General features: G+C 72.6%; 25 protein-coding genes, 2 pseudogenes and 1 riboswitch. Of the genes and pseudogenes, 6 read left to right on the top strand and 21 right to left on the bottom strand.

Going from position 1 to position 26,115, the window contains the following annotated elements:
* Positions 1–9: 9 nt before the first annotated feature.
* Together BT364_RS09500 and BT364_RS09495 are read right to left on the bottom strand one after the other, a co-directional pair.
* Entirely contained in the window at positions 10–954 is a 945-nt protein-coding gene (locus BT364_RS09500; protein WP_072484690.1) for a M56 family metallopeptidase, read from the bottom strand.
* Positions 951–1,283, bottom strand: a complete 333-nt coding sequence (locus tag BT364_RS09495; protein ID WP_072484908.1) for a BlaI/MecI/CopY family transcriptional regulator — start codon at positions 1,281–1,283, stop codon at positions 951–953. Before BT364_RS09495 ends, BT364_RS09500 begins: the two co-directional genes overlap by 4 nt.
* Before the next feature lie 255 nt (positions 1,284–1,538).
* Here BT364_RS09495 and BT364_RS09490 point away from each other — a divergent pair, with 255 nt between their 5' ends.
* Entirely contained in the window at positions 1,539–2,207 is a 669-nt protein-coding gene (locus BT364_RS09490) for a DedA family protein (protein WP_072484689.1), read from the top strand.
* Positions 2,207–2,809: a phosphatase PAP2 family protein gene (locus BT364_RS09485; RefSeq protein ID WP_072484688.1), complete on the top strand. Its 603-nt coding sequence runs from the start codon at positions 2,207–2,209 to the stop codon at positions 2,807–2,809. Before BT364_RS09490 ends, BT364_RS09485 begins: the two co-directional genes overlap by 1 nt.
* Before the next feature lie 26 nt (positions 2,810–2,835).
* On the opposite strand, the pseudogene BT364_RS09480 reads toward BT364_RS09485, so the two are convergent.
* From BT364_RS09480 to BT364_RS09445, 8 genes and pseudogenes are all read right to left on the bottom strand, one after another.
* Positions 2,836–3,158 (bottom strand): annotated as a pseudogene (locus BT364_RS09480) (DUF6191 domain-containing protein).
* A gap of 145 nt (positions 3,159–3,303) precedes the next feature.
* Entirely contained in the window at positions 3,304–4,344 is a 1,041-nt protein-coding gene (locus BT364_RS09475) for an NAD(P)-dependent alcohol dehydrogenase (protein WP_072484687.1), read from the bottom strand.
* Positions 4,345–4,399: 55 nt separating this feature from the next.
* Positions 4,400–5,173: an SDR family NAD(P)-dependent oxidoreductase gene (locus BT364_RS09470; protein WP_072484686.1), complete on the bottom strand. Its 774-nt coding sequence runs from the start codon at positions 5,171–5,173 to the stop codon at positions 4,400–4,402.
* A complete protein-coding gene (locus tag BT364_RS09465) occupies positions 5,170–5,841 on the bottom strand; it encodes a TetR family transcriptional regulator (protein WP_072484685.1) in 672 nt (223 codons plus the stop codon). Before BT364_RS09465 ends, BT364_RS09470 begins: the two co-directional genes overlap by 4 nt.
* Positions 5,842–6,151: 310 nt before the next feature.
* A complete protein-coding gene (locus BT364_RS09460) occupies positions 6,152–7,366 on the bottom strand; it encodes a PP2C family protein-serine/threonine phosphatase (RefSeq protein WP_072484684.1) in 1,215 nt (404 codons plus the stop codon).
* A gap of 123 nt (positions 7,367–7,489) precedes the next feature.
* Positions 7,490–8,254 (bottom strand): GNAT family N-acetyltransferase, encoded by a 765-nt coding sequence (locus BT364_RS09455; RefSeq protein ID WP_072484683.1) that lies wholly within the window; start codon positions 8,252–8,254, stop codon positions 7,490–7,492.
* The gene (locus BT364_RS09450; protein WP_072484682.1) at positions 8,251–9,171 is read right to left on the bottom strand and encodes an NADP-dependent oxidoreductase; all 921 of its coding nucleotides are present in this window, start codon (positions 9,169–9,171) and stop codon (positions 8,251–8,253) included. The genes BT364_RS09455 and BT364_RS09450 overlap by 4 nt, the downstream gene beginning before the upstream one ends.
* A 140-nt stretch (positions 9,172–9,311) precedes the next feature.
* Positions 9,312–10,058 (bottom strand): hypothetical protein, encoded by a 747-nt coding sequence (locus BT364_RS09445; RefSeq protein WP_072484681.1) that lies wholly within the window; start codon positions 10,056–10,058, stop codon positions 9,312–9,314.
* A 162-nt stretch (positions 10,059–10,220) separates the two neighbouring features.
* On the opposite strand from BT364_RS09445, the gene BT364_RS09440 reads away from it, so the two are divergent.
* Together BT364_RS09440 and BT364_RS09435 are read left to right on the top strand one after the other, a co-directional pair.
* A complete protein-coding gene (locus BT364_RS09440) occupies positions 10,221–10,676 on the top strand; it encodes a hypothetical protein (protein WP_143166467.1) in 456 nt (151 codons plus the stop codon).
* Positions 10,677–11,068: 392 nt separating this feature from the next.
* Positions 11,069–12,034 carry an RNA polymerase sigma factor SigF gene (locus tag BT364_RS09435; protein ID WP_072484679.1) on the top strand — a complete coding sequence of 322 codons (966 nt, stop codon included), beginning with the start codon at positions 11,069–11,071 and terminating at the stop codon, positions 12,032–12,034.
* Between the two features lie 57 nt (positions 12,035–12,091).
* On the opposite strand, the gene BT364_RS09430 is transcribed toward BT364_RS09435, so the two are convergent.
* From BT364_RS09430 to BT364_RS09420, 3 genes and pseudogenes are all read right to left on the bottom strand, one after another.
* Entirely contained in the window at positions 12,092–13,000 is a 909-nt protein-coding gene (locus BT364_RS09430; RefSeq protein WP_072484678.1) for an NAD(P)-dependent oxidoreductase, read from the bottom strand.
* Positions 13,001–13,054: 54 nt separating this feature from the next.
* On the bottom strand, positions 13,055–13,702 hold the full coding sequence (locus BT364_RS09425; protein ID WP_256259693.1) for an adenosylcobinamide amidohydrolase: 648 nt from the start codon (positions 13,700–13,702) through the stop codon (positions 13,055–13,057).
* A 129-nt stretch (positions 13,703–13,831) separates the two neighbouring features.
* Positions 13,832–14,029, bottom strand: a pseudogene (locus tag BT364_RS09420) (alpha/beta hydrolase); the annotation flags it as partial.
* Positions 14,030–14,343: 314 nt separating this feature from the next.
* On the opposite strand from BT364_RS09420, the gene BT364_RS09415 reads away from it, so the two are divergent.
* Positions 14,344–15,378 (top strand): DUF2382 domain-containing protein, encoded by a 1,035-nt coding sequence (locus BT364_RS09415; RefSeq protein WP_072484677.1) that lies wholly within the window; start codon positions 14,344–14,346, stop codon positions 15,376–15,378.
* Between the two features lie 105 nt (positions 15,379–15,483).
* Here BT364_RS09415 and BT364_RS09410 read toward each other — a convergent pair whose 3' ends face one another.
* The 7 genes from BT364_RS09410 to BT364_RS09380 form a co-directional block, all read right to left on the bottom strand.
* A complete protein-coding gene (locus BT364_RS09410) occupies positions 15,484–16,281 on the bottom strand; it encodes an ABC transporter ATP-binding protein (protein WP_072484676.1) in 798 nt (265 codons plus the stop codon).
* On the bottom strand, positions 16,278–17,369 hold the full coding sequence (locus tag BT364_RS09405; RefSeq protein ID WP_072484675.1) for a FecCD family ABC transporter permease: 1,092 nt from the start codon (positions 17,367–17,369) through the stop codon (positions 16,278–16,280). The genes BT364_RS09410 and BT364_RS09405 overlap by 4 nt, the downstream gene beginning before the upstream one ends.
* Entirely contained in the window at positions 17,366–18,433 is a 1,068-nt protein-coding gene (locus tag BT364_RS09400; protein ID WP_177328072.1) for an ABC transporter substrate-binding protein, read from the bottom strand. Before BT364_RS09400 ends, BT364_RS09405 begins: the two co-directional genes overlap by 4 nt.
* Before the next feature lie 35 nt (positions 18,434–18,468).
* A riboswitch (cobalamin riboswitch) is annotated at positions 18,469–18,658 on the bottom strand.
* A gap of 79 nt (positions 18,659–18,737) precedes the next feature.
* Positions 18,738–19,961: a beta-ketoacyl-[acyl-carrier-protein] synthase family protein gene (locus BT364_RS09395; RefSeq protein WP_072484673.1), complete on the bottom strand. Its 1,224-nt coding sequence runs from the start codon at positions 19,959–19,961 to the stop codon at positions 18,738–18,740.
* Positions 19,958–20,236: an acyl carrier protein gene (locus tag BT364_RS09390; protein ID WP_072484672.1), complete on the bottom strand. Its 279-nt coding sequence runs from the start codon at positions 20,234–20,236 to the stop codon at positions 19,958–19,960. The genes BT364_RS09395 and BT364_RS09390 overlap by 4 nt, the downstream gene beginning before the upstream one ends.
* A gap of 259 nt (positions 20,237–20,495) precedes the next feature.
* Positions 20,496–22,352 carry an acyl-CoA dehydrogenase family protein gene (locus BT364_RS09385; protein WP_371268458.1) on the bottom strand — a complete coding sequence of 619 codons (1,857 nt, stop codon included), beginning with the start codon at positions 22,350–22,352 and terminating at the stop codon, positions 20,496–20,498.
* A gap of 13 nt (positions 22,353–22,365) precedes the next feature.
* Positions 22,366–23,643 (bottom strand): beta-ketoacyl-[acyl-carrier-protein] synthase family protein, encoded by a 1,278-nt coding sequence (locus BT364_RS09380; protein WP_072484671.1) that lies wholly within the window; start codon positions 23,641–23,643, stop codon positions 22,366–22,368.
* A 198-nt stretch (positions 23,644–23,841) separates the two neighbouring features.
* Here BT364_RS09380 and BT364_RS09375 point away from each other — a divergent pair, with 198 nt between their 5' ends.
* Entirely contained in the window at positions 23,842–25,134 is a 1,293-nt protein-coding gene (locus tag BT364_RS09375) for a hypothetical protein (protein WP_072484670.1), read from the top strand.
* Between the two features lie 38 nt (positions 25,135–25,172).
* Here the strand turns inward: BT364_RS09375 and BT364_RS09370 are convergent, their stop codons facing one another.
* Entirely contained in the window at positions 25,173–26,105 is a 933-nt protein-coding gene (locus tag BT364_RS09370) for a carbohydrate kinase family protein (protein WP_072484669.1), read from the bottom strand.
* Positions 26,106–26,115: the final 10 nt, after the last annotated feature.

Here is a 26,115-nt window from a genome sequence, read left to right as displayed (position 1 = left end):
GTCAGCCGGTCAGTGGTGCGCGCTCTCGCCCTGTGCCGCCTCGATGCTGCTGTGCAGATCACTCGTCGCGTCGAGCGCGGCGGCGCCGGAGACGACCAGGCAGGCCAGCAGCGCCGCGGCCGCGACACGGCCGACGCGGGGCCGTGCGGTGCTCCGGCCGAGCAGCGCGGCGACGCGGCGCGGTACGGGCCCGGCCGCTGCGGCGAGCGCCACCCGCGGGCGGGGCTGCGGAGCGCCTTCGGCGGCGCGGGCGGCGAGGGCGGCCCGGCCGATGGCGCGGGCGGCGATCCGCCGGTCGCCGACGGCGGAGGCGGCCGCCTCGTCGGCGCAGCGTTCCAGGGCGTAGCCCAGGGGGGCGCGCAGCGAGCGCAGCGCCGGGTGGCAGAGCGCGGCAGCCTCGGCAGCGGCGATGAAGAGGTGGTGTCGGCCCTTGAGATGGGCGCGTTCGTGTGCCAGCAGGGCGTCGCGCTCGGCGGGGTCGAGGGCGCGCAGCATTCCCGTGGTGACGACGATCCTGCCGGGCGTCCCGGGGCGGCCGGGCAGCGCGTAGGCGTCGGGGCGGCTGTCGCGCAGGACGGCCAGCTCGCCGCCGGCGTGCCCGTCGTACCGTCCGGCCCGGCACAGCTCCGTCCAGTGGCGGCGGGCGGCGCGGGCGACAGCGGCGACACAGCCGACGAGGAGGGCCAGTGCGGCGGCGGCCAGGGGCACGGCGGCGGCCGGGCCCGCGTCGGAGAGCGGTCTGACGAGTTCACCGACGGCGGAGACCGCGGAGAACCGGGTCGCGCCGGGCACCACGAGCAGGACCAGGGCGAGGACGCTGCACAGGGCGAGGCCGACTCCCGTCGCGGCGAGCAGCCGCACGGCGCGCACCGGCGACAGCGCGTCCGCCAGCCGGCGGGCCGCGGGCACCGCCAGGAACGGCATCAGCAGCGGAAGCCAGACGGCGTAGATCACGGGGTTTCTCCGTCGAGCAGCTCCCGGAGCAGTTGCTCGTCCTCGTCGGTGAGCTGTGACACGAACCGGGCGAGGACGGTACTGCGGTCCTCCTGCTTCCGCAGTTCGCTGTGCATACGGCGGGCGGTCAGCCCGGGTGCGTCCTCGGTGGGTGTGTAGACGAATCCGCGGCCGGCCCGGGTGCGGGCGACCGTGCCCTTCTCGTACAGGCGGGACAGGATCGTCGTGACGGTGGTGCGGGCGAGTTCGGCGCCGATCGCGCCCTGGACCTGACCGGGGGTGAGCGGTGTTCCGGCCGCCCACAGTGCCGCCAGGATCGTGGACTCCAGCTCGCCGGCGGGCCGGCGTTCCGACGCGGCCGAGGGCGGTGACGGATGCCGTGGGGCGGGTTGCGGCGTCGGTACGGAAGCGGGATCGCCGTGCGGTCTGGGGTCGGGTTCTCCGCTCGCTATCCCCTTCACCTGGGACATGGGAACTCTCCTCCCCCTTCGGGCGTCTACAGTGATGTAGACCGTCTACATCACTGTAGTCAGTCCGGGCGTTCCGTGGGGCCGCCCGCTCACCATTATGGGAGACCCTCCACCGTGTCCGTATTCTCACTGGCGTCCGTGCCACAGGCGGTGAACCTGCTGGACGCGGGGTCACTGCTCGGAGCGTTCGGCGCGCTCGGTATCGCCGTCGTGCTCTTCGCCGAGACGGGGCTGCTCGTCGGCTTCTTCCTCCCCGGCGATTCCCTGCTGTTCACGGCGGGCCTTCTCTGCGTGTCCGGCGCCCACGGCCCGGTGCGGCTGTCGCTGCCGCAGGTCCTGATCGCCGCCGTGGCCGGCGCGCTGCTGGGCGCCCAGGCGGGCTACTGGATCGGCCGGCGGGGCGGCCGGGCCCTGCTCGCCCGCAGCCGCGCCAAGCGGCTGCACGAGGGCGCCGCCCGCGCCGAGGAGCTCCTCGGCAGATACGGCCACGCGAAGGCGATCGTGCTGGCCCGTTTCGTACCCGTCGTGCGCACGGTGCTCAACCCGCTCGCCGGGGCGCTCGACGTCCCGGCCCGGCTGTTCACGCTCTGGCAGGTCGTCGGCGGAGTGGTCTGGACGGTCGGGCTGGTCCTGGCGGGCTACGCGCTGGGCTCCTCGGTGCCGAACGTCGACCGCTATCTGCTGCCGATCGTCGCCCTCGTGGTCGTGGTCTCCCTCGTCCCGCTCGCCGCCGAGCTGCTCCGCTCCCGGGGCCGGCGCAACGCCGAAGGGGAGACCATCTGATGCCGCTCGCCTCCGCCGCCACCTCGGTCGACGGTGATCTGTACACCTGGATCACCGAGCTGGCCCGGCACTCTCCCACCGTCCTGGATTCCGTGGTCCGCGTCTGGTCGGACTACGGGCTCGCCCTGTTCGCCCTGCTGATGCTCGCCTCCTGGTGGCGCTCGCGCTCCACCGATCCCGCTCGTACCGCCATGGCGCTCTGCACCCCGCTCGTCGTGGTGGCCGCCTATCTCGCCAACGACCTGGTGAAGTCGCTCTTCCACGAGCAACGGCCGTGCCGAACCCTCCATGTCGTGACGGTGGAGGCGTGCCCGGCGCTCGGCGACTGGTCGTTTCCCAGCAACCACGCCGCCATCGCGGCGGCCGCGGCGACGGCGATCTGGCTGACCGACCGCCGGCTCGGCGCGATCGCGGTGCCCGCCGCCGTGCTGATGGCCGCCTCACGGGTGTGGATCGGTGTGCACTACCCCCACGATGTGCTGATCGGGCTGGTGACCGGCGCACTCGTCGCCCGGCTGCTGACGATCGCGGCACGGCGCTGCGCCCCGGCGGTGACCCGGCTGCGCGACACCCCGCTGCGTCCGCTGGTGGCGACGCGCTGAGCCGCGGCACTCAGGCGGTCGGCCCGCTACCGGCCGGCGCCGCCGGGCAGGCGGATGACGGCACGGCCGCCGTCGAGGTCGACGGTGGAGCGGTGGGGCGGCGCACCGTCCTCCTCGTCGTCGCGCATCAGCAGGGCGCTCTGGCGCTCCTTGAGTTCGCTCTGCTTCCCCGGCGAGAAGCTAGCGTGCAGCTGCTCGAACCCGTCGCCACCACCTGCCCCTGCCGCGCGCCGTTGCGCCAGGGCAGCAGACCGGCCCGCCCCGCGCGCAGCATCAGCTGATCGAGAAAAGCGACCGCGGTCAGCCCGATCACCAGTCCGGGCAATGTCATCAGCGCGACGAATTCCATCCGTCCAGTCTCTCCGCGAGCGGCGCGGTGCGCATCGGTCACGCGTATGACGATGCGGGGCCGTCGCACCGTGCGACGGCCCGCAAGGCCGTGACAAGAAGATCCCGGCCGGCCGTTGGGATCCGATCAGCCGTCGAGGACCCGATCAGCCGTTGGGGAGGATGACCGCGCGGACGTTGATCCTGCCGTGGTGCAGTCGCTCGTACGCCAGCGGCGCCTCGTCCAGGGTGTACGTCTCCACATGGACCTCGACCGATCCCGCGCGGGCGAGGTCGAGCACCTCGGCGAGCTCGGAGCGCGAGCCCCAGTACGGGGAGGTCACCGTCGTGTTGTACGGCAGGGAGCCGAAGCCGACCGGCAGCGCACCGCCGCCGAGGCCGACGATCGTGACGTCGGAGTCGATGGCGGCCGCGGCCCCGGCGGTGGCGACGGTGGGCGGTGCTCCGACGAAGTCGAGGACGACCTGCGCGCCGACCCCGCCGGTGAGTTCCCGGACCTTCGCCGCGGCGTCCCTGTCCGACAGGACCGTCTCGTGGGCGCCGACGGCGCGGGCGAGGGCGAGCTTGTCCTCGGCGACATCGAGGGCGATGACCCGGACGGCGGTCATGGCGCGCAGCAGCTGGATCGCGACATGGCCCAGACCGCCGGTACCGATGACCACGGCGGTGGCGCCCGGTACCAGCTTGGGCAGCGACCGCTTGATCGCATGGTAGGGGGTCAGGCCCGCGTCAGTGAGCGGCACGGCCTGGACCGGGTCGAGACCGCCGAGCGGCACCAGGTGGCGCGGGTCGTCGACGATCATGTACTCGGCCATGGCGCCGGGCGAGCCGAGTCCGGGCGGGGCGATGCCGAGTTCCTTGGCGCGCAGGCAGTAGTTCTCCTTGCCCTCGGCGCACTTGACGCACGTGCCGCAGCCCCAGGGGCCGTAGACCGCGACGGAATCGCCGACCGAGAGCCCGCTCACGCCGTCGCCGAGGGCGGCGACGGTGCCCACGCCCTCATGGCCGAGGGTGAGCGGCAGCGGGAACGGGATCTGCTCCGCAGGCCGGCTCATCACGGCGATGTCGGAGTGGCAGACACCCGCGGCGGTGACCTTGAGCATCACCTGGCCGGGGCCGGGCTCCGGGTCGGGCACGGTGACGACCTCGGGTGCTGCGCCCACGGTGCGGTACTGAACGGCCTTCATGGATTTCTCCTCACGTTCTTTGTTCCATTGCTCGCCCCCGTTCCCCGTTCGCCGCTCAGGAGGCGGAGTAGCCGCCGTCCACCAGGTGGTAGCTGCCGTGGATGAAGGAGGCGCGGTCGGAGAGCAGGAAGGCGGCGAGTTCGGCGACTTCCTCCGCCTTGCCGAGGCGGCCGGCCGGGTGCAGCGAGATCAGGTGGTCGCGGGCCGCGCTGTCGGTGTTACGCAGCAGCGGCGTGTCGATGAAGCCGGGGCCGACGGCGTTGACGCGGACGTTCTGCGCCGCGTATTCGAGGGCCGCCGTCTTGGTGAGGCCGACGACGCCGTGCTTGGCGGCCACATAGGCGGGCGAACCGGCGAAGCCGTTGGTGCCGAGGATCGACGACATGTTGACCACGGCGCCGCCGCCCGCCGCGACGATGGCGGGAAGCTCGTAGCGCATCGAGTAGAAGACACCGCTGAGGTTGGTGGCGACGACCAGGTTCCAGTCCTCGACGGCGTACTCGCCGGTGGGGTTGGTGGGGCCGCCGATGCCGGCGTTGTTGACGGCGAGGTGCAGGGCGCCGAAGGTGTCGACGGCGAAGCGCACGCCCGCTTCGACGGAGTCGGGGTCGGTCACGTCCATGGCCACGGCGGCGGCCTTGGCGCCGGTGCTCTCCAGGTCCGCGACCGCCTTGCGGGCGGCGGCCTCGTCGTAGTCGGCCACGACGACGGACGCGCCGCCGGCGGCCAGCCGATGGGCCAGGGCCAGTCCGATGCCGGAGGCTCCGCCGGTGATGAGGGCGGTCTTGCCGGCGAACTCCTGGTCGGCGGGGGTGGGGGTGGTGCTCATGATTCTGTGCTTCCTTCCGTGGTGCTGTGCGGCGCCTGCCCGGCGGGAGGCTGCGCGAGCAGTTCCCCCGCGAGGGCGTCGAAGGCCTGCCCGATGAGTCGGGGCAGGTCGTCCGGTTGCCCGGCGCGTACCCAGGCGGCCTGGGCTGCGAGGAGTGCCCCGGCGCCCGCGGCGACCGTGACGGCGGGGCGGATGTCCCGTCGCGGGTCGACCCCGAGCCGGTCCGCGACGATGGCGACCGAGTCCTCCTGGGCGTCCACCCGGATGTGGTGGAACGCCGCGTAGAGGGTCGGCTCCTGTTCGGCGAGGACCAGCAGGTCGAAGATCCGCTCGCGCCGGTGCCAGGCGGGCACGCCGGGGTCTTCGAGCCAGTCGAAAACGGCCCTGCGGTAGGCGATGAGCGGGGGTTCGCCGGCGGGGCGGGCCCTCAGGGCCTCGTTGATCCGGTCGCCGTCACCCCGGAGCGAGTCCAGGACCGCGGCTTCCTTGCTCGTGAAGTACCGGCTGAAGGTGCGCCGGTCGACGTCCGCGCGTTCCGCGATCTCCTCGACCGTCACATTCTTCGGACCCCGGTCGAGTACGAGCTCGAACGCGGCCTGCGCCAGTGCGCCCCGGGTCCTGCGGGCCTTGCGGCTCCGCCGCTCCGGGGTCTTCCGTTCCGGATGCATAAGACCGACCGGCAATAGGGGGGCGGCGTCGCGGGGCTGGGCACGCACATCTGCCGCGTTGTCGTCAATCAACAACTTCCCCAAGCTCTCGGCTTCGCTCGAGCAGGGGAGACCCCATTGCGTTGCCTCAATCCTCCGCCTTGCAGCTGCACGCACCCAGCCCCGCTCCTTCACCCACCCCCCAATTGCCGGACGGTCTAAGTGCACCGTACACCCGAAAATGTCCCACCGCGACATAAGTCTCGACGGAACATTCGATCGGCGTGGGATGGCCTTCAGCGCCTTGTGGCCGGCCGCTCAACGGCTCGGCTCACCGGCTGCTGAACGTCTCGGCCGCCCGTCGGGCGCCGTGGTCGGCAGCCATGGGCCGGTCGAGGCCGCCGGCCGTTGTCCGGCGCAGGGCGAGCGCGGCGATGTCGTCGCGCCGCACGCCTCCGGAGAAGGATTCGAGATCGGCATTGAGCGCCTCCAGCACCTCGTACGGAGCCCGCTCCGCCCAGCGGCCCAGCCGGGCGTCCAGCGGATAGAAGGCACCGGACGCGTCGCGCGCCTCGGTGACCCCGTCGGTACAGATCAGCAGCGTGGCACCCGACGGGAAGTCCAGCCACTCGGCGGCCCGGGCCTCGCGGCTGAGTTCCGCCAGGCCCAGCGGAACGGAGGTGCGGCTCAGCGGAACGGCAGCGGCCGCACCGTCGTGCAGCAGCCGTGGCGACAGATGGCCGCAGTTGACGGCCTCGACGCGGTCGCTCCCGTCGAAGCCGAGCACCAGGGCGGTGACGAAGCGTTCGGTCTCCCCGGTCTGGGCGGAGAAGACGTTGTGCCTGGCGACCGCGTCCTCCAGGGCGTCGACCACACCCGTCAGGGCGGGCTCGCGGATGGCCGCCTCCCGGAACGCTCCGAGCACGGCGAAGCCCGCCCCGATCGCGGCGAGGCCCTTGCCCTGGACATCCCCGATGATCACCCGGGTTCCGTAGGGCGACTGGACGACCTCGTAGATGTCACCGCCGACCAGACGGTCCTCCTCGATCGGCGTATAGATGCCGTGGGCGAGGATCTGGTCGGTCAGGATGGGCAGCGGGCGCAGGATCTGGCGCTGGAGCGCGCCGGCGGCGGAGCGCAGCCGGGCTATCTGCATGGCGTGGCGGATCCGCAGCACACAGGCGCCGATACCCAGGCAGCAGGCCAGCACGGTGACGATCACGCCGGTGGCGACGTCCCAGAACGTGCCGCCGGACACCAGGTGCGAGCCGACGACGACGATCATGATCAGGGTGGACACGCCCACGGTCTGCCGGATCGTTCCGAAGACCGAGACGAGAGCGGGCACGACCACCAGCAGCGGTACGAGGCGCAGGTCCTCACCGGTCCGGACGTCCAGCAGGACGACCAGGGCCGTGAGCAGGACCAGTCCGCCGAACAGCGCGGGGTTCCCGACCCGTGGCGCGTGAACGGCCGCCTCCCCCGCGTCCGCCCCGGGGAGCGCCGCTCCCCGTGTCGCACCTCGGCGCTGAAGCCCGATCGTCACGGCCGCTCCTCCCGGGACCTGCCGGCCCGGTGCCGGCGTTCGGTTCCAGTGCACCCGGCTCCGAGGGGGCGGCACACGAGTCTTACGGCCTCTTGGTCCGCGCCGAAGGTCCCGAACCGCGGGTCAGCGCACGGCCGCCGTGCGGGCCTCGCGGACACCGCCGGGGGCGGGCAGGCGCGTCGGCAGCGGCTGCGGGACGAGCGCCGAGAGGAAGGAGGTCCGGCGGCGGAGCGCGAAGCCCAGGGACTCGTAGAGCCGGACGGCGTCCGTGTTGGAGGCGGCGGCGTGCAGGAACGGCATTGCGCCGCGCTGCCGGATCTCGTGGGCGACGGCGCGCACCAGTGCGGTGCCGAGTCCCTGACCGCGCACGGACTCGTCGGTGCAGACGGCGCTGATCTCGGTCCAGCCCGGCAGGTGCAGCCGTTCACCGGCCATGGCGACCAGCACCCCCTCGCGCCGCACTCCGAGGTAGGTGCCGAGCTCGACGGTGCGGGGCAGGAACGGCCCCGGCCGGGTGCGCTCGACCAGGGCGAGCATCTCGGGCACATCGGCGGGTCCGAGCGGTACGGCCTCGGGGAAGGGTGCCGTCTCGACCCCGGCGTCGACGAGCTGGACGCCATCGGCCCGGAAGACGACCTCCCAGTCGTCCGGCGTCGGCTCGTGGAAGGCGGTGATGGTGACGGCGCCGCCGGGCCCGACGAGCTCCGCCGCGTCGTCCCAGTCCTCGGCCCGAGGCACGTCCGGGATCGCGACCCACGGGGCCACGTCCGCCGGGTAGCGCAGGATCCGGCCGCGCCGCTCGGCGAAATGGGCGTGCGGGCCGGTCAGTGCGGCGCGGACCGGGCTGTCCAGCGGGTGTGCGTCGCCGGTGGTGTACGGCGTGCTCACGCGACCACCTCGATCACGGTCTTGCCCAGTGCGTGTCCGTCCTCCACGGCGCGCAGCGCGTCTCCCGCCCCGGTGAGCGGGTAGGCCCGGTTCACATGGGTCCGCAGCGCTCCGGTGACGACGAGGTTCGCCACCTCGTCGAGGACCGCCGCGGTGCGGGCCCGCGCGACGGGCGCCCCGCCGAGCTCCACGGCCAGCGGCTTGCCCCCGGCGCTGATCAGTGCGGCCGGGGCCGCGAGCAGTGAAGCCGCAGCCCGCAGGGTGTCCCCGCCGACCAGGTCGAAGACCGCGTCCACTCCGTCGGGGGCGGCTGCCCGCACCCGGTCGGCAAGTCCGGGGCCGGATTCGACGTGCACCGCGCCGAGCGACTCGACGAAGTCCTTCTTGGCCGCACTCGCGACGCCGACGACATGGACACCGCCATGCCGGGCGAGTTGCACCGCGGCGGTTCCCACACCGCCTCCGGCCCCGGTGATCAGCAGGGTCGCGCCGGGGGCGAGGCCGAGCTGACGCACACCGTCGTACGCGGTGGCGGCCGCGACCGGCAGTACCGCCGCGTCGGTGAACGACAGGCCGGCCGGCTTGTGCGCGGTGACGGCGACGGGCAGCAGTGTGTACTGGGCGTACCCGCCGGTCACCGGGTTGCCGAAGACCTCGTCCCCGATCGCGAACCCTTCGACGTCCGGGCCGATGCCCTCGACGACCCCGGCGGCCTCGCTGCCGAAGACGGTGGGAAAGGACTGCGGCTCGCTTCCGGGCCTGGTGTACCCCCCACGCAGCTTCCAGTCGACGGGGTTGACCCCGGCGGCCCGGACCGCGACGAGCAGCTCACCCGGGCCCGGCACCGGCACGTCCTGCTCGATGAAGGCCTCCACCTCCGGTCCGCCGTTGCGGGTGAACACGTACGCCTTGGGCATGAGCTTCCTCTCTCCTGTTCACGGCACCGGCGGCCGGCCCGGTCACCGATCGCCACAGCAACTGGAAGACCCTCGTCCGGGCGCGTATTCCCCCGGGGGTGGAGTGTTCATCGGGCCGCAATGACTCAGCGGACCCGGGGTCAGTGTTTGAGGCTTTTCATCAGGTCACGCATGTCGCTGATCATCGCGGACTGGTACGGGGTCAGATCGGATGTGTCCGGCCCGTCGTCGGACGGGACCTCGCCGTCCTCACTGTTGAACTGCGCGGAGGAGGTGAGGCTCAGCGAGAGGACCGCACCGCCCTCCCGCACCCTCAGCTCCGCATGGCCGTCGTCCCGCGTCAGCAGGTACGCGCTGTCGCCGAGGTTCGGGACCTTCTCCACCTTCACATCGGCTTCGATACCGGGATCGGTCACCCCGCGCATCGCCTCGAACTCGGCCGCCGGGTCGGACTTCTTGTGCAGCGCCACCGTGACACCGACGGAGTAATCGGAGTACCAGCCGCTCGTGACCGACTTCTTCGCGGCCGGTGGCCGGAGGGAGAGGAAGCACTCCGCCCGGTCGAGTGCCGGGTCGTTCAGGAGCTCCGGTTCGAGCCTGGGTGTCCCGTCCTTCGGCGCTATCGCCGCACCTATCGCCTTCAGCCGCACGGTCGGGCACGGGTCTCCGGCCAGCCGGTAGCCGTGCAGGTCCGGCGCCGGGTCGCCGACGGGATGCAGGTACAACACGCCGGCCCACCCGGCGGAGGCCAGCACGGCTCCGCCCAGCGCCCACAACCACGGGCGACGCTGCCGGGGTCCCTCCGTGGGCCTCCGGTCGAAGTCGCCCACCACCTCGCCCGCCCCGACCGCACCGAACTCGTCCACCATCTCCGGCTCGGAAATCACCTGTGCCCCCCTCGGCCACGTCCTCCGTCCATCACATGATGACCCACCCGGTGACGGTTGCCCCGGCAGACCTGCGAAGATGGCGCGGCCCCGCTGACGCGCATCGCCCGACGCCGGGCTTCGGGTGACATCGCACGCGCGGCGCACGGACAGGGGGAACACATGGGAGCGTCAGGTGCCGTGATGCACCGCGGGCTGTTGTTCGGCATCCGGGCCGGGGCGATTCCGGCCGGGATCTGCGCCGTGCTGTGGGCGGTGATCGCGCTCGCGGGGCTGTTCGGCGGGCCGGTGGGAAGCACCTTCGACAAGCCCGTGGCGGGCGCCGTCGCCGTACTGGGTTCCCTCGTCGTGGGGGCGGGGCTGGGCCTGGTGACGGGTGTGGTGCTGGTGGTCGCGCCCCCACGCGTGCTCGGCTCCGCCCCCCTGCGCGGGCTGACCTGTTTCGTGGTGGGGGCCACGCTGTCCGCGGGCGAGGTGGTGGTGATGGACGTGTCGTCCGAGGGCGGCTACGGCCCTGTCTTCCTGGCCATGCTGGCCATGCCGGTGGTGGGAGCCGTCACGGCGGCGCGCAGCCGGTCCATCGCGGCCGCGCGGCTCGGTCCGGCGGACCGGGTGTGAGCTGGTGGAGCGCGGGTGCCGTCCTCCGGCGGAAGTTGCCGTGCTTTCTCCCGAACGTGCTCCACCGAAGTCCGAGCACCGTCGATTTCGACTCAACTACCGCTGGATATGCGTCGATCGGTCCCCATTGCCCTGTCGGCTGTGGCAGTCTGGTGAGCGACCGCCCCACCGGGCTCCCCCGTACCGGTGGGGCGGTTCTGCTGTCCCACACGTGTTTCCGCTGTCCCACGCGTACTCCCGCGCGCCCGGCCACGGGGACCTGACGGGGGATCACGACGATTCCCGGCCACAGCTGCCGTGTGACCTGATCAACTTCCGCTTTTCCGCATGGGATTCGCCTTCGGGGGCAGGTGCATACACCTCACGGGCTACGACCAGGGGAGTGTGACGAGATGACGGCGCACACTGCGCGGACCGCCGCTGCGCAGAGAGCGGAGAGTGCCCGCCCGGTACCGGTGGACGGGCCGGCCGGCACCGGCGCGGACCCGGCGGCCTACGCCGTACCCGCCGAGGTCACGGCGACGGCCGGGGACACCGGCGGCCTGCCGTGGATCGAGGACGCGGGGAAGATCGCCCCAGGTGACGCGCGCGAACTGTCCAGGCTGTTCTTCGCCCGCCTCCAGACCCTGGAGGAGGGGACCCCCGCCCATCAGTACGCGCGGAACACCCTCATCGAGATGAACCTCTCCCTCGTACGGTTCGCCGCCGGACGGTTCCGCAGCCGGGGCGGCGGCGACATGGAGGACATCGTCCAGGTCGGCACCATCGGGCTGATCAAGGCCATCGACCGGTTCGAACTCTCCCGCGAGGTCGAGTTCACCTCCTTCGCGGTCCCGTACATCACCGGGGAGATCAAACGATTCTTCCGCGACACCACCTGGGCCGTGCATGTCCCGCGCCGGCTCCAGGAGTTGCGGGTCGACATCGCCCGGACCAAGGAGTCGCTCGTCACGGAGCTCGACCGCGACCCCACGGTCCCGGAGCTGGCCGAGCAGCTGGGGCTGAGCGAGGACGAGGTCAACGAGGGCATCGTGGCGGCCAACGGGTATGCGGCGGGCTCGCTGGACGTGCCGGCCGATCCGTCGGAGGCGGGACGGCTGCACGCCCCGGGACGCACCTTCGCCGATGTCCTGGGCGGTCCGGATCCCGCCCTGGAGACGGTCGAGAATCTGCATGCGCTCGCACCGCTGCTGGGCTGTCTCGACGCTCGCGAGCGCCGCATCATCGACATGCGTTTCGGCCAGGAGATGACACAGTCCCGGATCGGCGCGGAGCTCGGCATCTCGCAGATGCACGTGTCGCGGCTGCTCAGCAGGATCCTGCGGAAGCTCCGCAGCGGGATGCTCGTCGAGGAGTGACCCCGCCCGCCCGGGGCCCCTCGTCCGGGCCATGACGGGTCGGCAGGCCGGGCGGGCTCAGTCGCCGTCCTTCTCCGGGGCGCGGCCCGCGTAGTAGGTGGCGATCATGTCCTCGTCGCCGTGCCCCGCCGCCTCGGCACGCGCGAAGCGGTCGGCCGACGCCGCGACCAGGTCCAGCCGCACCCCCGAGGACCGCGCCGCGTCCAGGATGAGGCGGGTGTCCTTGAGTGCGGTGGACAGGGTGAAGCTCGGGGTGAGGTCTCCGGAGAGGACCGCGGCGGACTTGCCCTGCAGATAGGCGGAGTCCAGCGGACCGCCCTTCATGACGTCGAGGAAGGTCTGCGGGTCGACGCCCAGCCCTTCCGCGAGGTTGAGGCATTCCGCGATGTTGTTGACCATGGTGATCACCCAGGTGTTCACCACCAGCTTCAGTCGCGAGGCCGCTCCCGGGACCTCGCCGACCCAGACCGTGCGCTGCCCGATCGCGTCCAGCACGGGCTCGGCCTTCGCACGGACGGCGGAGGGGCCGGAGACGAATACGGTCAACGCACCTTGTTCCGCAGGCTGTTTGGTGCCGGAGACCGGTGCGTCGAGATAGACCGGGCCCAGGTCCGCGGTGCGCTGTGCGAGATCGACGGTGGCCTCGGGCCCCACCGTCGAGCTCTGGAGCAGGACCTGGCCGGCGTGCAGTCCCCCGGCCGCGGCGGCGAGCGCGGCGGCGACGGAAGGGCCGTCGTTGAGCATGGTGAGGACGACATCGGCACCGCGTACGGCCTCCTCCGCCGTCTCCGTGACCGTGGCGCCGTCGGCGGCGAGCGGGGCCGCCTTGGAGTGCGTACGGTTCCAGGCGCGGACGTCGAGCCCGGCCCTCAGGAGGCTCCGGGCCATTCCCGATCCCATGATTCCGGTGCCGAGGACGGCGACGACCGGCCGCTGCGGGGCGGCGTCGGCAGCGTTCGATGTCATGCGGGGGCTCCCTTCGTGGGCCGCGCCGGGGTCGGCTCGCGGCACTGTCGCTTCTCAGGATTGCCGGAGCGCGCCTTCGAGGACGGCAGCGTGCACGGCCCTGGCGAGTCGCGCGCCCCAGCGGGAGCGCGGTCCCGCGAAGGGTTCGGCGGGGGCGGGTCCCGGGGAGGGGGCGGCAACACAGACGGCGTCCGTGGGGGTGCCCGAGCAGTCGAGGCCGGCGTCCAGGAGTGCCTGGACCTTTGCCTCGGTGGCCGTGGCGACGGCGTTGACGAGTGCGGCGTCGGAGAGCGGCACGGGGAGGGTGACGACAATGTTGACGGTGCCCGGACGCGGCGGCCCCGGTGTGCCCTGCGCCGGGGCGGCGGCCCAGCCGCGTACGCCGAGTCCGCAAGTGGCGGTCGCCGTCACGCCCTCGTCGGCCGCGACCGTGTACGCGGTGACGTCGGCGGCCGTCATCAGCCCCGCGCCGGGGCCGGTGAGGTGTTCGGCGGCGGCGATCTCGGCGAGATGGTGGTCGGGGTCCAGGCGCGGGTAGCCCCCGGGCACCTGGGCGTTGAGGATCCAGTCGCGCGGGCCGATGCCGCCGCCGAGCACGGCACTGGAGCAGACCCGCCACCCCGGCCCGAGCCGCCACACCAGATGGTGCAGGTCCGCACCGTCCTCGTGCCGGGCCAGCAGTTCACCGCGCTGTTCGGGCAGCCGGCTGCGTACGGAACGGATGGGGCACCCCCGGTGGCGCGGCTGGACGACGTTTCGGCACGTGGCCGGTCGATCATATGTGCCGGGGTGGAGCACTCCCGAGTGTGCTCCGCCGCGAGGGACGGACGGTCAGGCCTCGCCGCGGGCCATGGCGATCAGCCGGTCCAGTACGGCGGCGTCGGCACGCACCCCGTCGTGGGCGTAGGCGTCGGTGACCCAGGTACGCAGACCGCGGACCGCGTCGGCCGTGACGAGAGCCTGCTCGCGGTCGACGTACATGTCGTCGTGACAGACGGCCGCGACGACGGGGACCTCGTTGGCGGCGAGCCCGACGATCAGTTTCCCGGCAATTCGCCTCCGAGCGGCGAAAGTGCTGTTCACAGGTGGTGGCGGGCCGCCGGTGCGTGAGGGAGAGCGCGGCGGAAAGGGAAGTGCCCGGCGATCCGGCGCACAGCCCCTGCACCTCACCCGAATGGACTAAAGCGGGAACGGGGCGCACACCGCCGTGGCAGGCGGCCACCGCCGGACCGCCGAGGTCCGGGAGGTTGCAGCGACCATCCGGGTGAGGCGCGATGGAATGCGGACGCGCCTCCTCTGATGGCCTCAGCCACAGGACGCGCCCGGACGAGGAGGAATCGGTCATGGCAGCCGCTGACGGTTTCACGGATTCCGGAGAGCTCGACGGCCTGACGGTGTACGACACCGACGGCGAGAAGGTCGGCAGTGTGGGCCGGGTGTATGTCGACGACAACACCGGCCGGCCGGACTGGATCACGGTGAAGACCGGCCTGTTCGGCATGAAGGAGAGCTTCGTTCCGCTTGCCGGAGCCCGCCGTGTGGGATCCGATCTGCACATCTCGCATCCGAAGGACCGTGTCAAGGAAGCCCCCCGGGTGGACGCGGACGCGCATCTGTCCGTGGCGGAGGAGGAGGAGCTCTACAAGCACTACGGCCTCGCCAGGAACACCACGGCCAAGCTGGGCGGCCGCGCGGACCCGGGAACCACTACGGCGTCCGGGACGGGCACCACGGCCATGGGAGCGGCGGGAGCCGCCGGGGCCGCGGGTGCGGCCGGCACCGGACGCACCACCGGGTCCGACAAGTCGGCCATGACCGGCACGGGCACGGCCCGCACCACCTCGTCCGGCATCGCCGGCGGCACCGGCACGGGCCAGGGCAGGCACCGCGACACCGGCGCGGCCGGCACCGCGCGGCCCCTCGCGGGCGCAGGGGCGGGCTCCGAGCGGTCCTCGGCCGACCTGGGCGGCAAGGAGGAGATGATCCGTTCCGAGGAACAACTGCATGTCGGCACCGAGGAGTACGAGAGCGGAAAGGCGCGGCTGCACAAGTACGTCGTCACCGAGAAGGTCACCAGGACCGTGCCGGTGACGCACGAAGAGGTGCGCCTGATCCGTGAGCCGCTCCAGCCCGGCGAGAAGACCACGGAACGTGCCGCCATCCGTGAGCAGGACGTCGAGGTCACCCTGCACGCGGAACGTCCGACCACGCACAAGGAGACCGTGCCCGTCGAGCGGGTGCGGATGGAGACGAAGAAGGTGACCGAGCAGAAGGAAGTCTCCGCCGAACTCCGCAAGGAACAGATCGACTACGCGGACGGCTCTGACATCGGAGGCAAGGACGTGGGCGGAGAATTCGGCCGGGGACGCCGCCGCTGACCGTGTACCGCACACCGCGGCGAACGGCCGCACCCGGAGAGCCAGGGCGGACCCGCGCAGTGCCGGGGTCCGCCCCACCGCATTCGCGGCTCCCGCCGCCGGGCGCTACGTCCTCTCGGGACGCCCCGGCAGGAAACGCACCGAGGGCCGCCCGTCCGGACCGTCCGGCGTGACGCGTGCCGTGACCCGGTAGACGTCGGCGATCAGCTCCTCGGTGATCACTTCCGAGGGGGGTCCGGCGGCCACCACCCGCCCCTCCTTCAGGACGACGACCCGGTCGCAGAACATCGCGGCCAGGTTGAGGTCGTGCAGGGCGATCACCCCGGTCAGCGGCAGGGAGGCGATCAGCGCGAGAAGTTCCAGCTGGTGCTGGATGTCGAGGTGGTTGGTCGGCTCGTCGAGCAGCAGCTCGCGCGGCTGCTGGGCCAGTGCCCGTGCGATCTGGACGCGCTGGCGCTCGCCGCCGGAGAGGGTGTGCCAGGACTGGTCGCCGCGGTCGGCGAGGCCGGTCCGCGCGAGCGCCTCGCGCACCGCTTCGTCGTCCTCCCGGGTCGGTGCCGACCAGGCCCTGCGGTGTGGGATGCGCCCGAGCCGCACCACGTCCAGCACACTCAGCTCGACCTGGGTGACGGCATGCTGGTCGACCACGGCGACCCGTCGGGCCACGGTGCGGCGGCCGATCTCGGCGAGCCGCAGGCCGTCGAGGGTGACCACACCGGTCTCCGGGGCGAGAACTCCCGCCAGCACCCGCAGCAGGGTCGACTTACCGGATCCGTTCGGTCCGATCAGCCCCAGGGTGGCGCCGGGCGGCGGGGCCAGTTCGACCCCGTCCAGGATCAGCCGGCCGCCCGCCGCCCGGCTGACCCGTTCGGCGCGCAGTCCCTCGGCGGCCGACCCGGTCATGTGGCCCTCCGGGTGCGGTAGAGGACCACGACGAACGCGGGCACGCCGATCAGCGCGGTGACCACGCCCACGGGCACCTCCTGCGGGTCGAGGACCGTCCTGGCGAGGGTGTCGACCCAGACCAGGAACACGGCCCCGGCCAGGGCCGTGACCGGCAGCAGCCGCCGGTGCCCGGAACCCGCGAGGGCGCGGGCGGCGTGCGGCAGCACCAGACCGACGAAGCCGATGGCACCGGCCGAGCTGACGAGTGCGGCGGTCAGCAGCGCAGTGGTGCACAGCAGCACGATCCGGGTGCGCGCGACATGGACGCCGAGCGCCGCGGCGGCATCCTGTCCGAACGCGAAGGCGTCGAGCGTACGGGCGTGGCCCAGGCAGATCAGCAGCGTCACGACGAGAACGGCGGCGCAGATCCACACATCGATCCAGCCGACCCCGGCGAGCGAGCCGAGCAGCCAGAACAGCACCCCGCGGGTCTGCTCGGCGTCGGCGGCGGTCATCACGACGAAGGAGGTGAGCGCGGAGAACAGCTGCATGGCCGCGACACCGGAGAGCACGACCCGGTCGGTCGTGCCGCCCAGGGTGTGGCTGAGCAGCAGCACGAGGGCGAACGAGCAGAGCGCCCCGGCGAACGCACCGGTCGAGATCGACACCGCTCCCCCGCCGACGCCGAGCACGACGACCACGACCGCGCCGGTGGACGCCCCGGAGGAGACCCCGAGGACGAACGGGTCGGCAAGCGGGTTGCGGAGCAGCGACTGCATGACGGTCCCGCACACCGCGAGTCCGGCGCCGCACACCGCGGCGAGCAGGGTGCGCGGCATGCGCAGGTTCCAGATGATGCCGTCCCGGATCGGGGAGAGCCGTGATTGGCCCCAGCCGAGGTGGGAGGCGACCGCGGACCAGACGTCGGCCACGGAGATCCGGGCGGGGCCGATGGTGACGGCGAGGGCGACGGAGCCTGCGAGCAGCGCGATGCCGCACGCCCACAGGCCCCCGCCGCGCAGCGTCCGTACGCCCTTGGTGGCGCGGACGGAGGTGCCGGGGGCCGGTGGCGCGGCCACCGCGGTGCCGCGTTCGGTCCCCGTCACCCGGCGAACCCGAACCGGCGCAGTCCGGCGGCGACGCGTTCGACGCCCTCGACCGTCCGGATGGACGGGTTCATGGACTGGCCGCTGAGCAGGACGTACCGCTTGTGCCTGACGGCGTCCATGTTCTTCGTGACCGGGTTGGACTCCAGGAACTCGATCTTCTTCGCGGCGCTCTCGGCGGTCTGGGCCCTGCGGGTCAGGTCTCCGACGACCAGGATGTCGGGATTGCGGTCGGCGACGGTCTCCCAGCTGATCTGGGGCCATTCCTCGTGGGTGTCGTCGAAGACGTTCTTCGCGCCGAGCTCCTCGGTGATGACTCCGGGCGCTCCGCAGCAACCGGCCAGGTAGGGGGACTTGGAGTCGGAGAACCAGTACAGGAGGGTGGCGCCGGAGGCGTCGACGCCCTCGGCAGCCTTCTTCACCCGGGCCCGCAGCTTTGCCACGAGCGCGTCGCCGCGCTCCGGTACGCCGAACACCCGGGCCAGGTCGCGCACTTCGCCGTAGACGCTGTCCATGGTCAGCCGCGCGGTACGGGAGCCGTCGCCGCCCTTGCTGTTGTCCTTGCCGGTGCAGTCGGCGGGCGAGACGTAGGTGGGGACGCCGAGTTCCTCGAACTGTTCGCGCGGTGCGACGCCGCCCTTGGCGAGTGTCGATGCGAACGACGCGCTGACGAAGTCGGGCTCGCGGTCGAGGACCTTCTCCGACGACGGCCGGTTGTCCGAGATCCTGGGCACCCGGGCGTTGGCCTTCTCCAGGCCCTTCATCACCGGGTCGGTCCAGGTGGCGGTGGCGGCCAGCCGGTCGGCGAGGCCGAGGGAGAGCAGGATCTCCGTCGATCCCTGGTCCACCGGGACGGCGCGCCGCGGGGCGGCTTCGACGGTGACGGTGCGTCCGCAGTTCTTCAGTGTCACCGGGTATCCGTGCGCGGGGCCCGGTTTCGCGGCGGAGTCACCGGCTCCGTCTCCGCAGGCGGTCAGCAGGACGAGTCCCGCCGAGAGCAGGGCCATGGTGCGGACAGGGCTGGCTATGGACGGCACGGGGCCCCTCTGCGTCTCGGGGCTCATGCGCGGAGCCCGCTGTACGGAGTCCGCGGCCCGGTGCCGGGCCGCGGGTGCCAGCAGGTCTTCGGACTCGGGTTCCTTCGGACGGGACGCCTTCCCAGGACACCCGAGGGTGGTCCCAGTGGCCGTGGCCCCGCCCGTCCCCCTCACCGCTGCGCGTCAGTTCCGGATTCGCACCGGATTCCCTGACCCCTTACGTGGAGTTCGACTGGCCCCGGCAAGCTATCACGAGCCTCTGCGCAGCTCACGGAGGGTGTGGCCGGTGGTACGCCGGGCTGTGTTTCCCGTCGCACCACCTGCCGGATGCCTACGGACGCTGAAGAGCGATCACGGCGTTGTGCCCGCCGAAGCCGAAGGAATGGCTGACGGCGCGCCGGATGGGCTGCCGCAGCGGTTGCTTGGTGACGCATGCGATGTCGAACTCGGGCGCCGGGGCGTCCAGGTTGGCGATCGGTGGGACGACTCCGCGCTGGAGCGTGAGGACGGTGAGTCCGGCCTCGATCGCTCCGGCCGCCCCCATGCAGTGCCCCAGTACGCCCTTGGGGGCGGTGACGGGCGGCCGGTGCGGGAAGGCCCGGGCGATGAGGGCGGCCTCGGCGGCATCGTTGACCGGGGTCGCCGTGCCGTGCGCGTTGACGTGCTCGACGTCCTCGGCCGCCCAGCCCGCGTCGCGCAGCGCGGCCTCTACCGCCGCCTGGGCGACCGCGCCGGAGGGATGCGGACTGATGGGGTGGTGGGCGTCGGTGGTGGCGCCGGTTCCGGCGAGCAGTGCCCGTGGGGCCGCGCCCCGGGCCCGGGCGTCCTCCGTCCGTTCCAGCACCATGACGGCCGCGCCCTCGCCCATGACCAGTCCGGCCCGGTCTGCCGCGAAGGGCCGGCAGATCCCGGCCGGGTCGCCGTCCTTCCGGGCCCCGGCGCCGGACCGGGCGAACCCGGCCATGGCGACCGGGTAGACGATCGACTCGGTGGCTCCGGCGATCGCGATGTCGCACTGCCCGGTGACCAGGAGGTCGCGGGCGACGGAGAGCGCGGTGACGCCGGACGAGCAGGCGGTGCACGGGGCCATGCTGGGTCCGGTGGCCCGCAGCTGGATCGCGATCTCGGCGGCGGGCATGTTCGGAATGGTGAGCAGGATGCCCGAGGGCGAGGTGGCCCCGGCTCCGAGCCGGTCCATCACGACCGCCTGCTCGGTCAGCGAGGCGGAGCCCCCGCTGCTGGTGCCGACGACCACCGCGACCCGGGTGCTCTCCCATCCGGCCGGGTCGAGCCCGGCGTCGGCGACCGCCTCCCGGGCCGCGAGCACCGCGAGCTTCACGTACTTCCCCATGCGGAAGGACGCACGGCCGCCGATCGCGGCGTCCAGGTCGATGCCGTCGACCACGCACGCGAAGTCGATCGCGCATCCTTCGAGTTCGGCGACGGTCCGGGCCGGTGACACGCCCGCGCACACACCCTCCCAGGTGGATTCGGTGTCGTTGCCGACCGGGGTGATCATGCCCAGGCCGGTGACGGCGACGGCCGGCCTGTTCATCGGGCGTTGCTCATCGCCGGCCCGCCGCCCACCCGCGCCCCGCCGTCGGCCGCCGGGTCGATGAACCGTGTGATGTCGGCCAGCGTGGCGTTCTTGGGGAGCTGGTCCAAATCCCGGACACCGCCCGCCGTCTCCCTGATGAGGACGGCGAACTCGGCCACGGCGAGGGAGTCCATCTCCAGGCTGTCCATGGTGGAGCCCGGGTGGATCTCGGCAACGGGCACTTTGAAGGTGTGTGTCAGAACCTCGGTGATCTTGGGGTGAATCGTACTCATGAGCTTTCTCTCCATCATTCGGTCCGGCTGCCGGGCCGGCGGTGACACCGTCCCGACGCCGAATCAACTGGGTGGAGTGCCTCCAGTTACGCCTTGTGCCGAACCGATTCGGCATCGTCCTCCCCCCGCTCCCCGCACCACCGGGCCAGGACGGACGCCGTACCCCAGTAAGCCAGCAGCACAACGCGTACGCCGAAGGCCCCGGCCGCCTCCCTGACCCGGTGACCCCGTGCAGCAGTTCCCTTTCTCGTCATGGCTCTCACCGCTCGTCCGGAACCGTCGCGCGGCCCCCGTCCGTCTGCCAGGCGGCGTCCGGATCGTCGTAGGCGGCCACGTAGTCGGCTCCGGCGATGGGCCAGTCGGCGAGCAGTTCCGGCGGCAGCGCGAAGGACTCGACGAGGCCGGGAAGATGGGCGGCGACCGCAGTGATGAGCGCTTCCACCCGGTCCGGCAGCCCGTTGACCTGATCGGCGGTCAGCAGGCCCGCTGCCAGCAGATCACCGCTGTTGCGGGCGATCCGGTCGAGTGCGAAGAGCCGCCGCAGCTCGTCGAGCCGTTCACGGGCGGGCCCCTCGGGCAGCTCCGCCACCGCTACCGTGTACGCCTCGGCCGCCTGCCGCTGGGCATGGGCCTCGACGCCGCGCAGGGCCGGCCCGGAGGCCGCGTTCCACCGCGCCAGCGGATCACCGAGCGGTGCGAGGCCGATCCGCTCCCGGGCCCGGCCGAACCAGATCCGCTCCAGCTCCGCGAGCAGCCTGCCGAGGAACCCGGGGTCGTCGAGATCGCCGGGTCCGCCGCCGGGAGAAGGCCCGGGTCCGGCCGGTGCGGCGGCGAAGAGCATCTCCGCGGCCGCCTTCGCGTGGATCGCCACGTTGTCGCCTTCGGCGGTGATGGCGCCCTCCACCCCGGTGAGGAGTTCACTCATGCCGTTGTTCTCCAGGAGCGCCTGGGCGCCGCAGCGTTCACGGCATTCGACGATCACGGCCCTGGCCTGCCAGGTGATCCACCCCTTGGCGACGGCGACCAGACGCTCCGCCTCCTCCGGCTGCCCGCCCCGCTCCCAGCGGTCCAGGGCCCTGCGGTGCAGCAGGCTCATGGCGAAGACGGTGGCGGTGGCCGAGGCGAGCGGTCCGTGGTGGCTGCGGTGGGCGATCACCGGCACCGGCCGCGAGCCCCGGGGCCCCGAGATGTACCGGTGGCCGCCGTAGCGGACGGCGACGGCGAGGGTCGCCCGCGCGCAGCCGACCGCGCAGGCCGTCATCGAGATCTTGCCGGAGGTGACACGGCCGATCGACGCGAGGAAGCGGCGCCTGCGGTTGTCGATGGTGCTGCTGAACTCCCCGTCCGCGCCGATCCGTCCGTGGTCCCCGCCCAGCAGCGCGGCGCGCCCCACGAAGACCCGGTCGAAGGAGGTCAGACAGTGGTCCACCGGGCTGCCGGTACGGGTGGGGAGCCTGCGGATCCGTACGCCGGGCAGGGGCTGTTCGGCGTCGGTGAGCGGTACGAGGAAGAGGAAGACCCCGTGATCGGCGCCGTCGACGAGCAGACGCGCGGCCACGAGCCCCGTTTTCGGGCCGCCGGCCGGACTGGTGTTGGGCATGAATTTCTGCGCCCCGGCGTGCGGGGTGCGGAGCACGAACCCGTCGCGCTCGCGGTCGTACTCGGCCGTGGTCTCGACGGCCGCGGCGTCGTTTCCGTGCGCCACCTCCGTACAGAGGAAGGTGCCGATGCGCCGCAGCCGCAGGAAGTCCGACAGGTCGTGGTGGCCGTCGTCCCCGTGGTCGAGGAGGCTGCCGAGGAAGAGGTTGTAGTGGATGCCCGCCACCGTGGTGAGTGCCGGGTCCACCGGCCCGAGCCATTCGTGCAGGGCCGCCAGGGCGCGGTGGTCGGCGGCCAGCCGGGCGCCGCTGTCCAGGCAGTCGTTGAGTACGCGCAGCCGCTCGTACGCGAGGTCCAGGCGCTCCTCGGTGGTGCGGTGCTCCGGGCGGCGGAAGGGTTCCGTACTGATAAGCCGCTGCCAGAAGCCGTGCTCCCGGCGGTGGTTGTAGCCGAGGAGCACACCGGTGAGGAGGTCCGTGGACGGTTCGGCGGAGGGGCTGTCGATCGTTGCGGTCATGAAAATATAACGATCAAGCAACGGCGAGGACACCCGGATCCGCGGGCGGCGGGCCCACCGGTTCGACGCGCTCGAAGGCGAGTACGACGTTGTGTCCGCCGAAGCCGAAGGAGTGGCTCAGCGCCCGCTCGACGTGCTGGATCCGGGGCTCCTTGACCACGCAGTCGAGGTCGAACCCGTCCGGCAGCGAGCCCAGGTTGGCGATCGGCGGGACGAGGCCGTGCTCCAGGGTCAGTACGGTGGCGGCCGCCTCGATCGCTCCGGACGCCGCGAGGGTGTGGCCGAGCACCCCCTTCGGGGCGGTCACCGAGGGCCGGTGGGGGAAGAGCCCGGAGATCAGCTCGGTCTCCATCGCGTCGTTCAACTGGGTCGACGTGCCGTGCGCGTTGATGTGGTCGACCTCGCGAGCCGCCCAGCCCGCCTCGCGCAGTGCGGCCTCGACGGCCTTGCGCGCACCGCCGCCGTCCGGGTCCGGTGCGGTGGGGTGGTGGGCATCGGTGGTGGAGCCCGCACCGGCCAGCAGGGCGCGCGGCCGTCCGCCCCGGGCGAGCGCGTCGGCCCTCCGTTCCAGTACGAGCACGGCGGCGCCCTCGCCGATCACGAACCCGTCCCGGTCCGCGGCGAACGGCCGCGACGCCCCTGCGGGATCGCCGGTGCGCAGCGAGAGCGCGCCCATTCCGGCGAAGGCGCTCACCACCAGCGGGGTCAGTACGGCCTCCGCACCGCCCGCCACCACCACGTCGCACCGGTCGTCCAGCAGCAGGTCGCGGGCGAGGGCGACGGCCGTCGACCCGGACGCGCAGGCGGTCGCCGGGGCCAGGCTGGGGCCGTGCGCCCGCAGGGCGATGGCCACCTCCCCGGCGGCCGCGTTGGGCATCATCATCGGGACCAGGAGCGGTGACACCGCGTCCGCTCCGCCGTCGTCGAGCCTGCGTACGTTGTCGACGAGCACGGACACCCCGCCCACCCCTACGCCGAGCACCACCGCGACCCGGTCGCCGTCCCACCGCTCCGGTGACAGACCGGCGTCCGCCACCGCCCGGCGGGCGGCGACCAGTGCCATCTTCACGAACCGCGCCATCCGCCACACCGAACGTCCGCCGACCGCCCCGTCCAGATCGATCCCGTCCACCGGGCAGCCGAAGTCGACCGGCAGCCCTGCCAGTTCCTCGCAGCGACGGGCCGTCGACACACCGGCGCACAGCCCCTCCCAGAAGCTGTGCTCGTCCGCGCCCGCCGGAGTCACCAGCCCCAGTCCTGTCACCGCGACGTCCCTGTCGAACTGCGCCATGTCCGCCCCCTCCTCCGTAATCGATCACGCCTACTGGTTGTCGAACGGCAGTAGCCCCGGGGAGGATGTGGCCAATGAGCCGAACGGGGCATCGATGCACCCGGCTGATCGAACAGCACCGCACGCCACGGTGACTGTGTTCACCCGTCCGCACCAGTCCGCCGTGCCGTCGGCGGCGGCAGGCCGTCCCCTGGGGGGATGGAACCGGACCGCGATCAGCCGAAGCCCCCGGAGGGGAGTGCCGAACTGGATGAGCTGCGCGCCAGGGTGGCCGTGCTGGAGGCCCGTGCCCCGGCCCGGCACCGGCCGCGGGCCCGTTCGTTCCTCGCCCTGCTGCTCGTCCTCGTCGCAGCCGTCCTCACTCCGCTGGGCATCGTGTCCACCTGGGCGAAGAACCAGATCGGCGACACCGACAACTATGTGGCGATGATGGCGCCGCTCGCCTCCGATCCCGATGTGCAGGCCGCGGTGGCCGATCGGGTCACCGGTGCCGTCATGCAGCACCTGGACGTGAAGGTCCTGCTGGCCGATGTCTCCCCCGCCGACCGGCCGGTTCTCGACAAGGCGCTGTCGAAGCTGAACGGCCCCCTCACCACCGGCATTTCGAACTTCGTGCACGGCACGGTGGAGAAATTCGTCTCCAGCGACGCCTTCGCGACGGTCTGGACCGACCTCAACCGGACCGCCCAGTCCGCCACGCTGAAGGCGCTGTCCGGGAGCGGCGGCGGGGCGGTGAAGCTCACCGGCGACACCGTCACCATCGACCTCGCACCGGTCATCGACCGGGTGAAGCAGCGCCTCGTCGACCGGGGGCTGGGCGTCGCGGCGAAGATACCCGAGATCCACACCGACTTCACGGTGCTGACCTCCGACTCGGTGGGCAAGGCCAAGAGGTGGTTCCGGGCCCTCCAGATCATCGGGTTCTGGCTGCCGTTGGTCACGCTGGTGCTGGCCGCGGGCGGGGTGCTCCTCGCGGTGCGCCGCCGCCGTGCCCTGGTCACGACGGCGCTCGCGGTCGCGGCCGGTGCGGCGGTGCTCGGACTGGCCCTGTGGGTGGGCCGCGGTTTCTATCTCGACAGCCTGCCGTCCGGTGTGTCGCAGCCGGCGGCCGGTTCGGTCTTCGACGCCCTGGTCGGCCGGATGCGTGCCATGGTCCGGCTGGTCATCACCCTCGGCATCGTGGTGGCCCTCGCCGCGTGGCTCACCGGTGAGGGCCGCGCCGCCGGCCGTGTCATGGCGATGTGGAGCGGCGGCATCGGTGCCGTGCGGGACGCGGCCGGGTTCACCGGCGGCCCGGTCGGCCGGTGGGTGCACCGCGCCAGGCGCCCGCTGAACTGGACGGTGGTCGTGGTGGCCGCCGTGGTGCTGGTGGTGTGGGACCGGCCGACGGGTCTGGTCACCGTGTGGATCGCGCTGTGCGCGCTGTTCACTCTCGCCGTCGTGGAGTTCCTGGACGACGACAGCAGCCCGCATCTGGTGGCGCCCGGGTGAGGAGGGACGCCCGGGCGCACCCTCCCCCGGCCCGCGTGTCAGCTCCGGGCGAGTGCCGCCGCCAGCTCCCCCACGTCCGGCGGGTTGGCGCCGGCCCGGGCGACGGTCACCGCGGCGGATGCGGCCGCGTGCCGCAGAACATCGGTCACCCGGGCCCGGTCCAGTGAGCGCAGCCGCTGCCGGCCGGCCGCGCCGAGCAGTCCGTGTGCGGCGAGGGCGTGCAGGGTGCCCGACATGAAGGCGTCGCCCGCCCCTACCGTGTCGACGACCTCGGTGGGCAGGGCGTCGACGGTCACCCGCCCGCCGGGCAGTACGGCCAGCGCGCCTTCGCCGCCCCGGGTGACGAGGACGACCGCCGGACCGGAGGCCAGCCACCGCTCGGCGACCCGCTCCGGCTCCTGGCCCGGGTACAGCCATTCCAGGTCCTCGTCGCTGGCCTTGACCACATCGCTGAGCGCGACGCACCGCTCGACCCTGCGGACGGCGGACTCGTGGTCCCCCATCAGCTCGGGCCGCACATTGGGGTCGTAGCTGACCGTCGCGGAAGTACGCAGCGACTCGACGACGCCGAGGACGGTGGCCTCCCCCGGTTCCATCACCGCCGCGATCGAACCGGTGTGGACGTGGTGCGGCGGCCGGTCCAGGGAGACCGGGCCGAGCGTCCAGGTGATCTCGAAGGTGTACGCGGCCCGGCCCGCCCCGTCCAGGGTGACGGCGGCGGACGGGGTGGGGGCCGTGGCACCGTCCGTGCGGACCTCGACCCCGACACCGGCGAGATGGTCCCTGATCAGCCGGCCGTTGTCGTCGGGGCCGAGCTGGGTGAGCAAGGTGGCGCCGTGCCCGAGCCTGGCCAGGCCGTACGCGACGTTGGCCGGGCTGCCGCCGGGGTGGACCTGATCGGCCGCACCCGGCAGCCGGACGATGTCGGCGACGCATTCACCGATGACGAGCAGGTCGAGTCTGTCGTGCATGGGGCTGGGT

Source organism: Streptomyces atratus, assembly GCF_900119365.1.
GTDB classification, from domain to species: domain Bacteria; phylum Actinomycetota; class Actinomycetes; order Streptomycetales; family Streptomycetaceae; genus Streptomyces; species Streptomyces atratus_B.
This window is presented reverse-complemented; position numbering and strand designations above follow the sequence as displayed.

Coding starts and splice junctions, on each gene's coding strand:
- BT364_RS09485 (WP_072484688.1), top strand. CDS start 2,207: ATGCCGCTCGCCTCCGCCGCCACCTCGGTCGACGGTGATCTGTACACC.
- BT364_RS09475 (WP_072484687.1), bottom strand. CDS start 4,344: ATGAAGGCCGTTCAGTACCGCACCGTGGGCGCAGCACCCGAGGTCGTC.
- BT364_RS09470 (WP_072484686.1), bottom strand. CDS start 5,173: ATGAGCACCACCCCCACCCCCGCCGACCAGGAGTTCGCCGGCAAGACC.
- BT364_RS09465 (WP_072484685.1), bottom strand. CDS start 5,841: ATGCATCCGGAACGGAAGACCCCGGAGCGGCGGAGCCGCAAGGCCCGC.
- BT364_RS09450 (WP_072484682.1), bottom strand. CDS start 9,171: ATGCCCAAGGCGTACGTGTTCACCCGCAACGGCGGACCGGAGGTGGAG.
- BT364_RS09440 (WP_143166467.1), top strand. CDS start 10,221: ATGGGAGCGTCAGGTGCCGTGATGCACCGCGGGCTGTTGTTCGGCATC.
- BT364_RS09435 (WP_072484679.1), top strand. CDS start 11,069: ATGACGGCGCACACTGCGCGGACCGCCGCTGCGCAGAGAGCGGAGAGT.
- BT364_RS09430 (WP_072484678.1), bottom strand. CDS start 13,000: ATGACATCGAACGCTGCCGACGCCGCCCCGCAGCGGCCGGTCGTCGCC.
- BT364_RS09415 (WP_072484677.1), top strand. CDS start 14,344: ATGGCAGCCGCTGACGGTTTCACGGATTCCGGAGAGCTCGACGGCCTG.
- BT364_RS09410 (WP_072484676.1), bottom strand. CDS start 16,281: ATGACCGGGTCGGCCGCCGAGGGACTGCGCGCCGAACGGGTCAGCCGG.
- BT364_RS09400 (WP_177328072.1), bottom strand. CDS start 18,433: ATGAGCCCCGAGACGCAGAGGGGCCCCGTGCCGTCCATAGCCAGCCCT.
- BT364_RS09395 (WP_072484673.1), bottom strand. CDS start 19,961: ATGAACAGGCCGGCCGTCGCCGTCACCGGCCTGGGCATGATCACCCCG.
- BT364_RS09390 (WP_072484672.1), bottom strand. CDS start 20,236: ATGAGTACGATTCACCCCAAGATCACCGAGGTTCTGACACACACCTTC.
- BT364_RS09385 (WP_371268458.1), bottom strand. CDS start 22,352: ATGACCGCAACGATCGACAGCCCCTCCGCCGAACCGTCCACGGACCTC.
- BT364_RS09380 (WP_072484671.1), bottom strand. CDS start 23,643: ATGGCGCAGTTCGACAGGGACGTCGCGGTGACAGGACTGGGGCTGGTG.
- BT364_RS09375 (WP_072484670.1), top strand. CDS start 23,842: ATGGAACCGGACCGCGATCAGCCGAAGCCCCCGGAGGGGAGTGCCGAA.
- BT364_RS09370 (WP_072484669.1), bottom strand. CDS start 26,105: ATGCACGACAGACTCGACCTGCTCGTCATCGGTGAATGCGTCGCCGAC.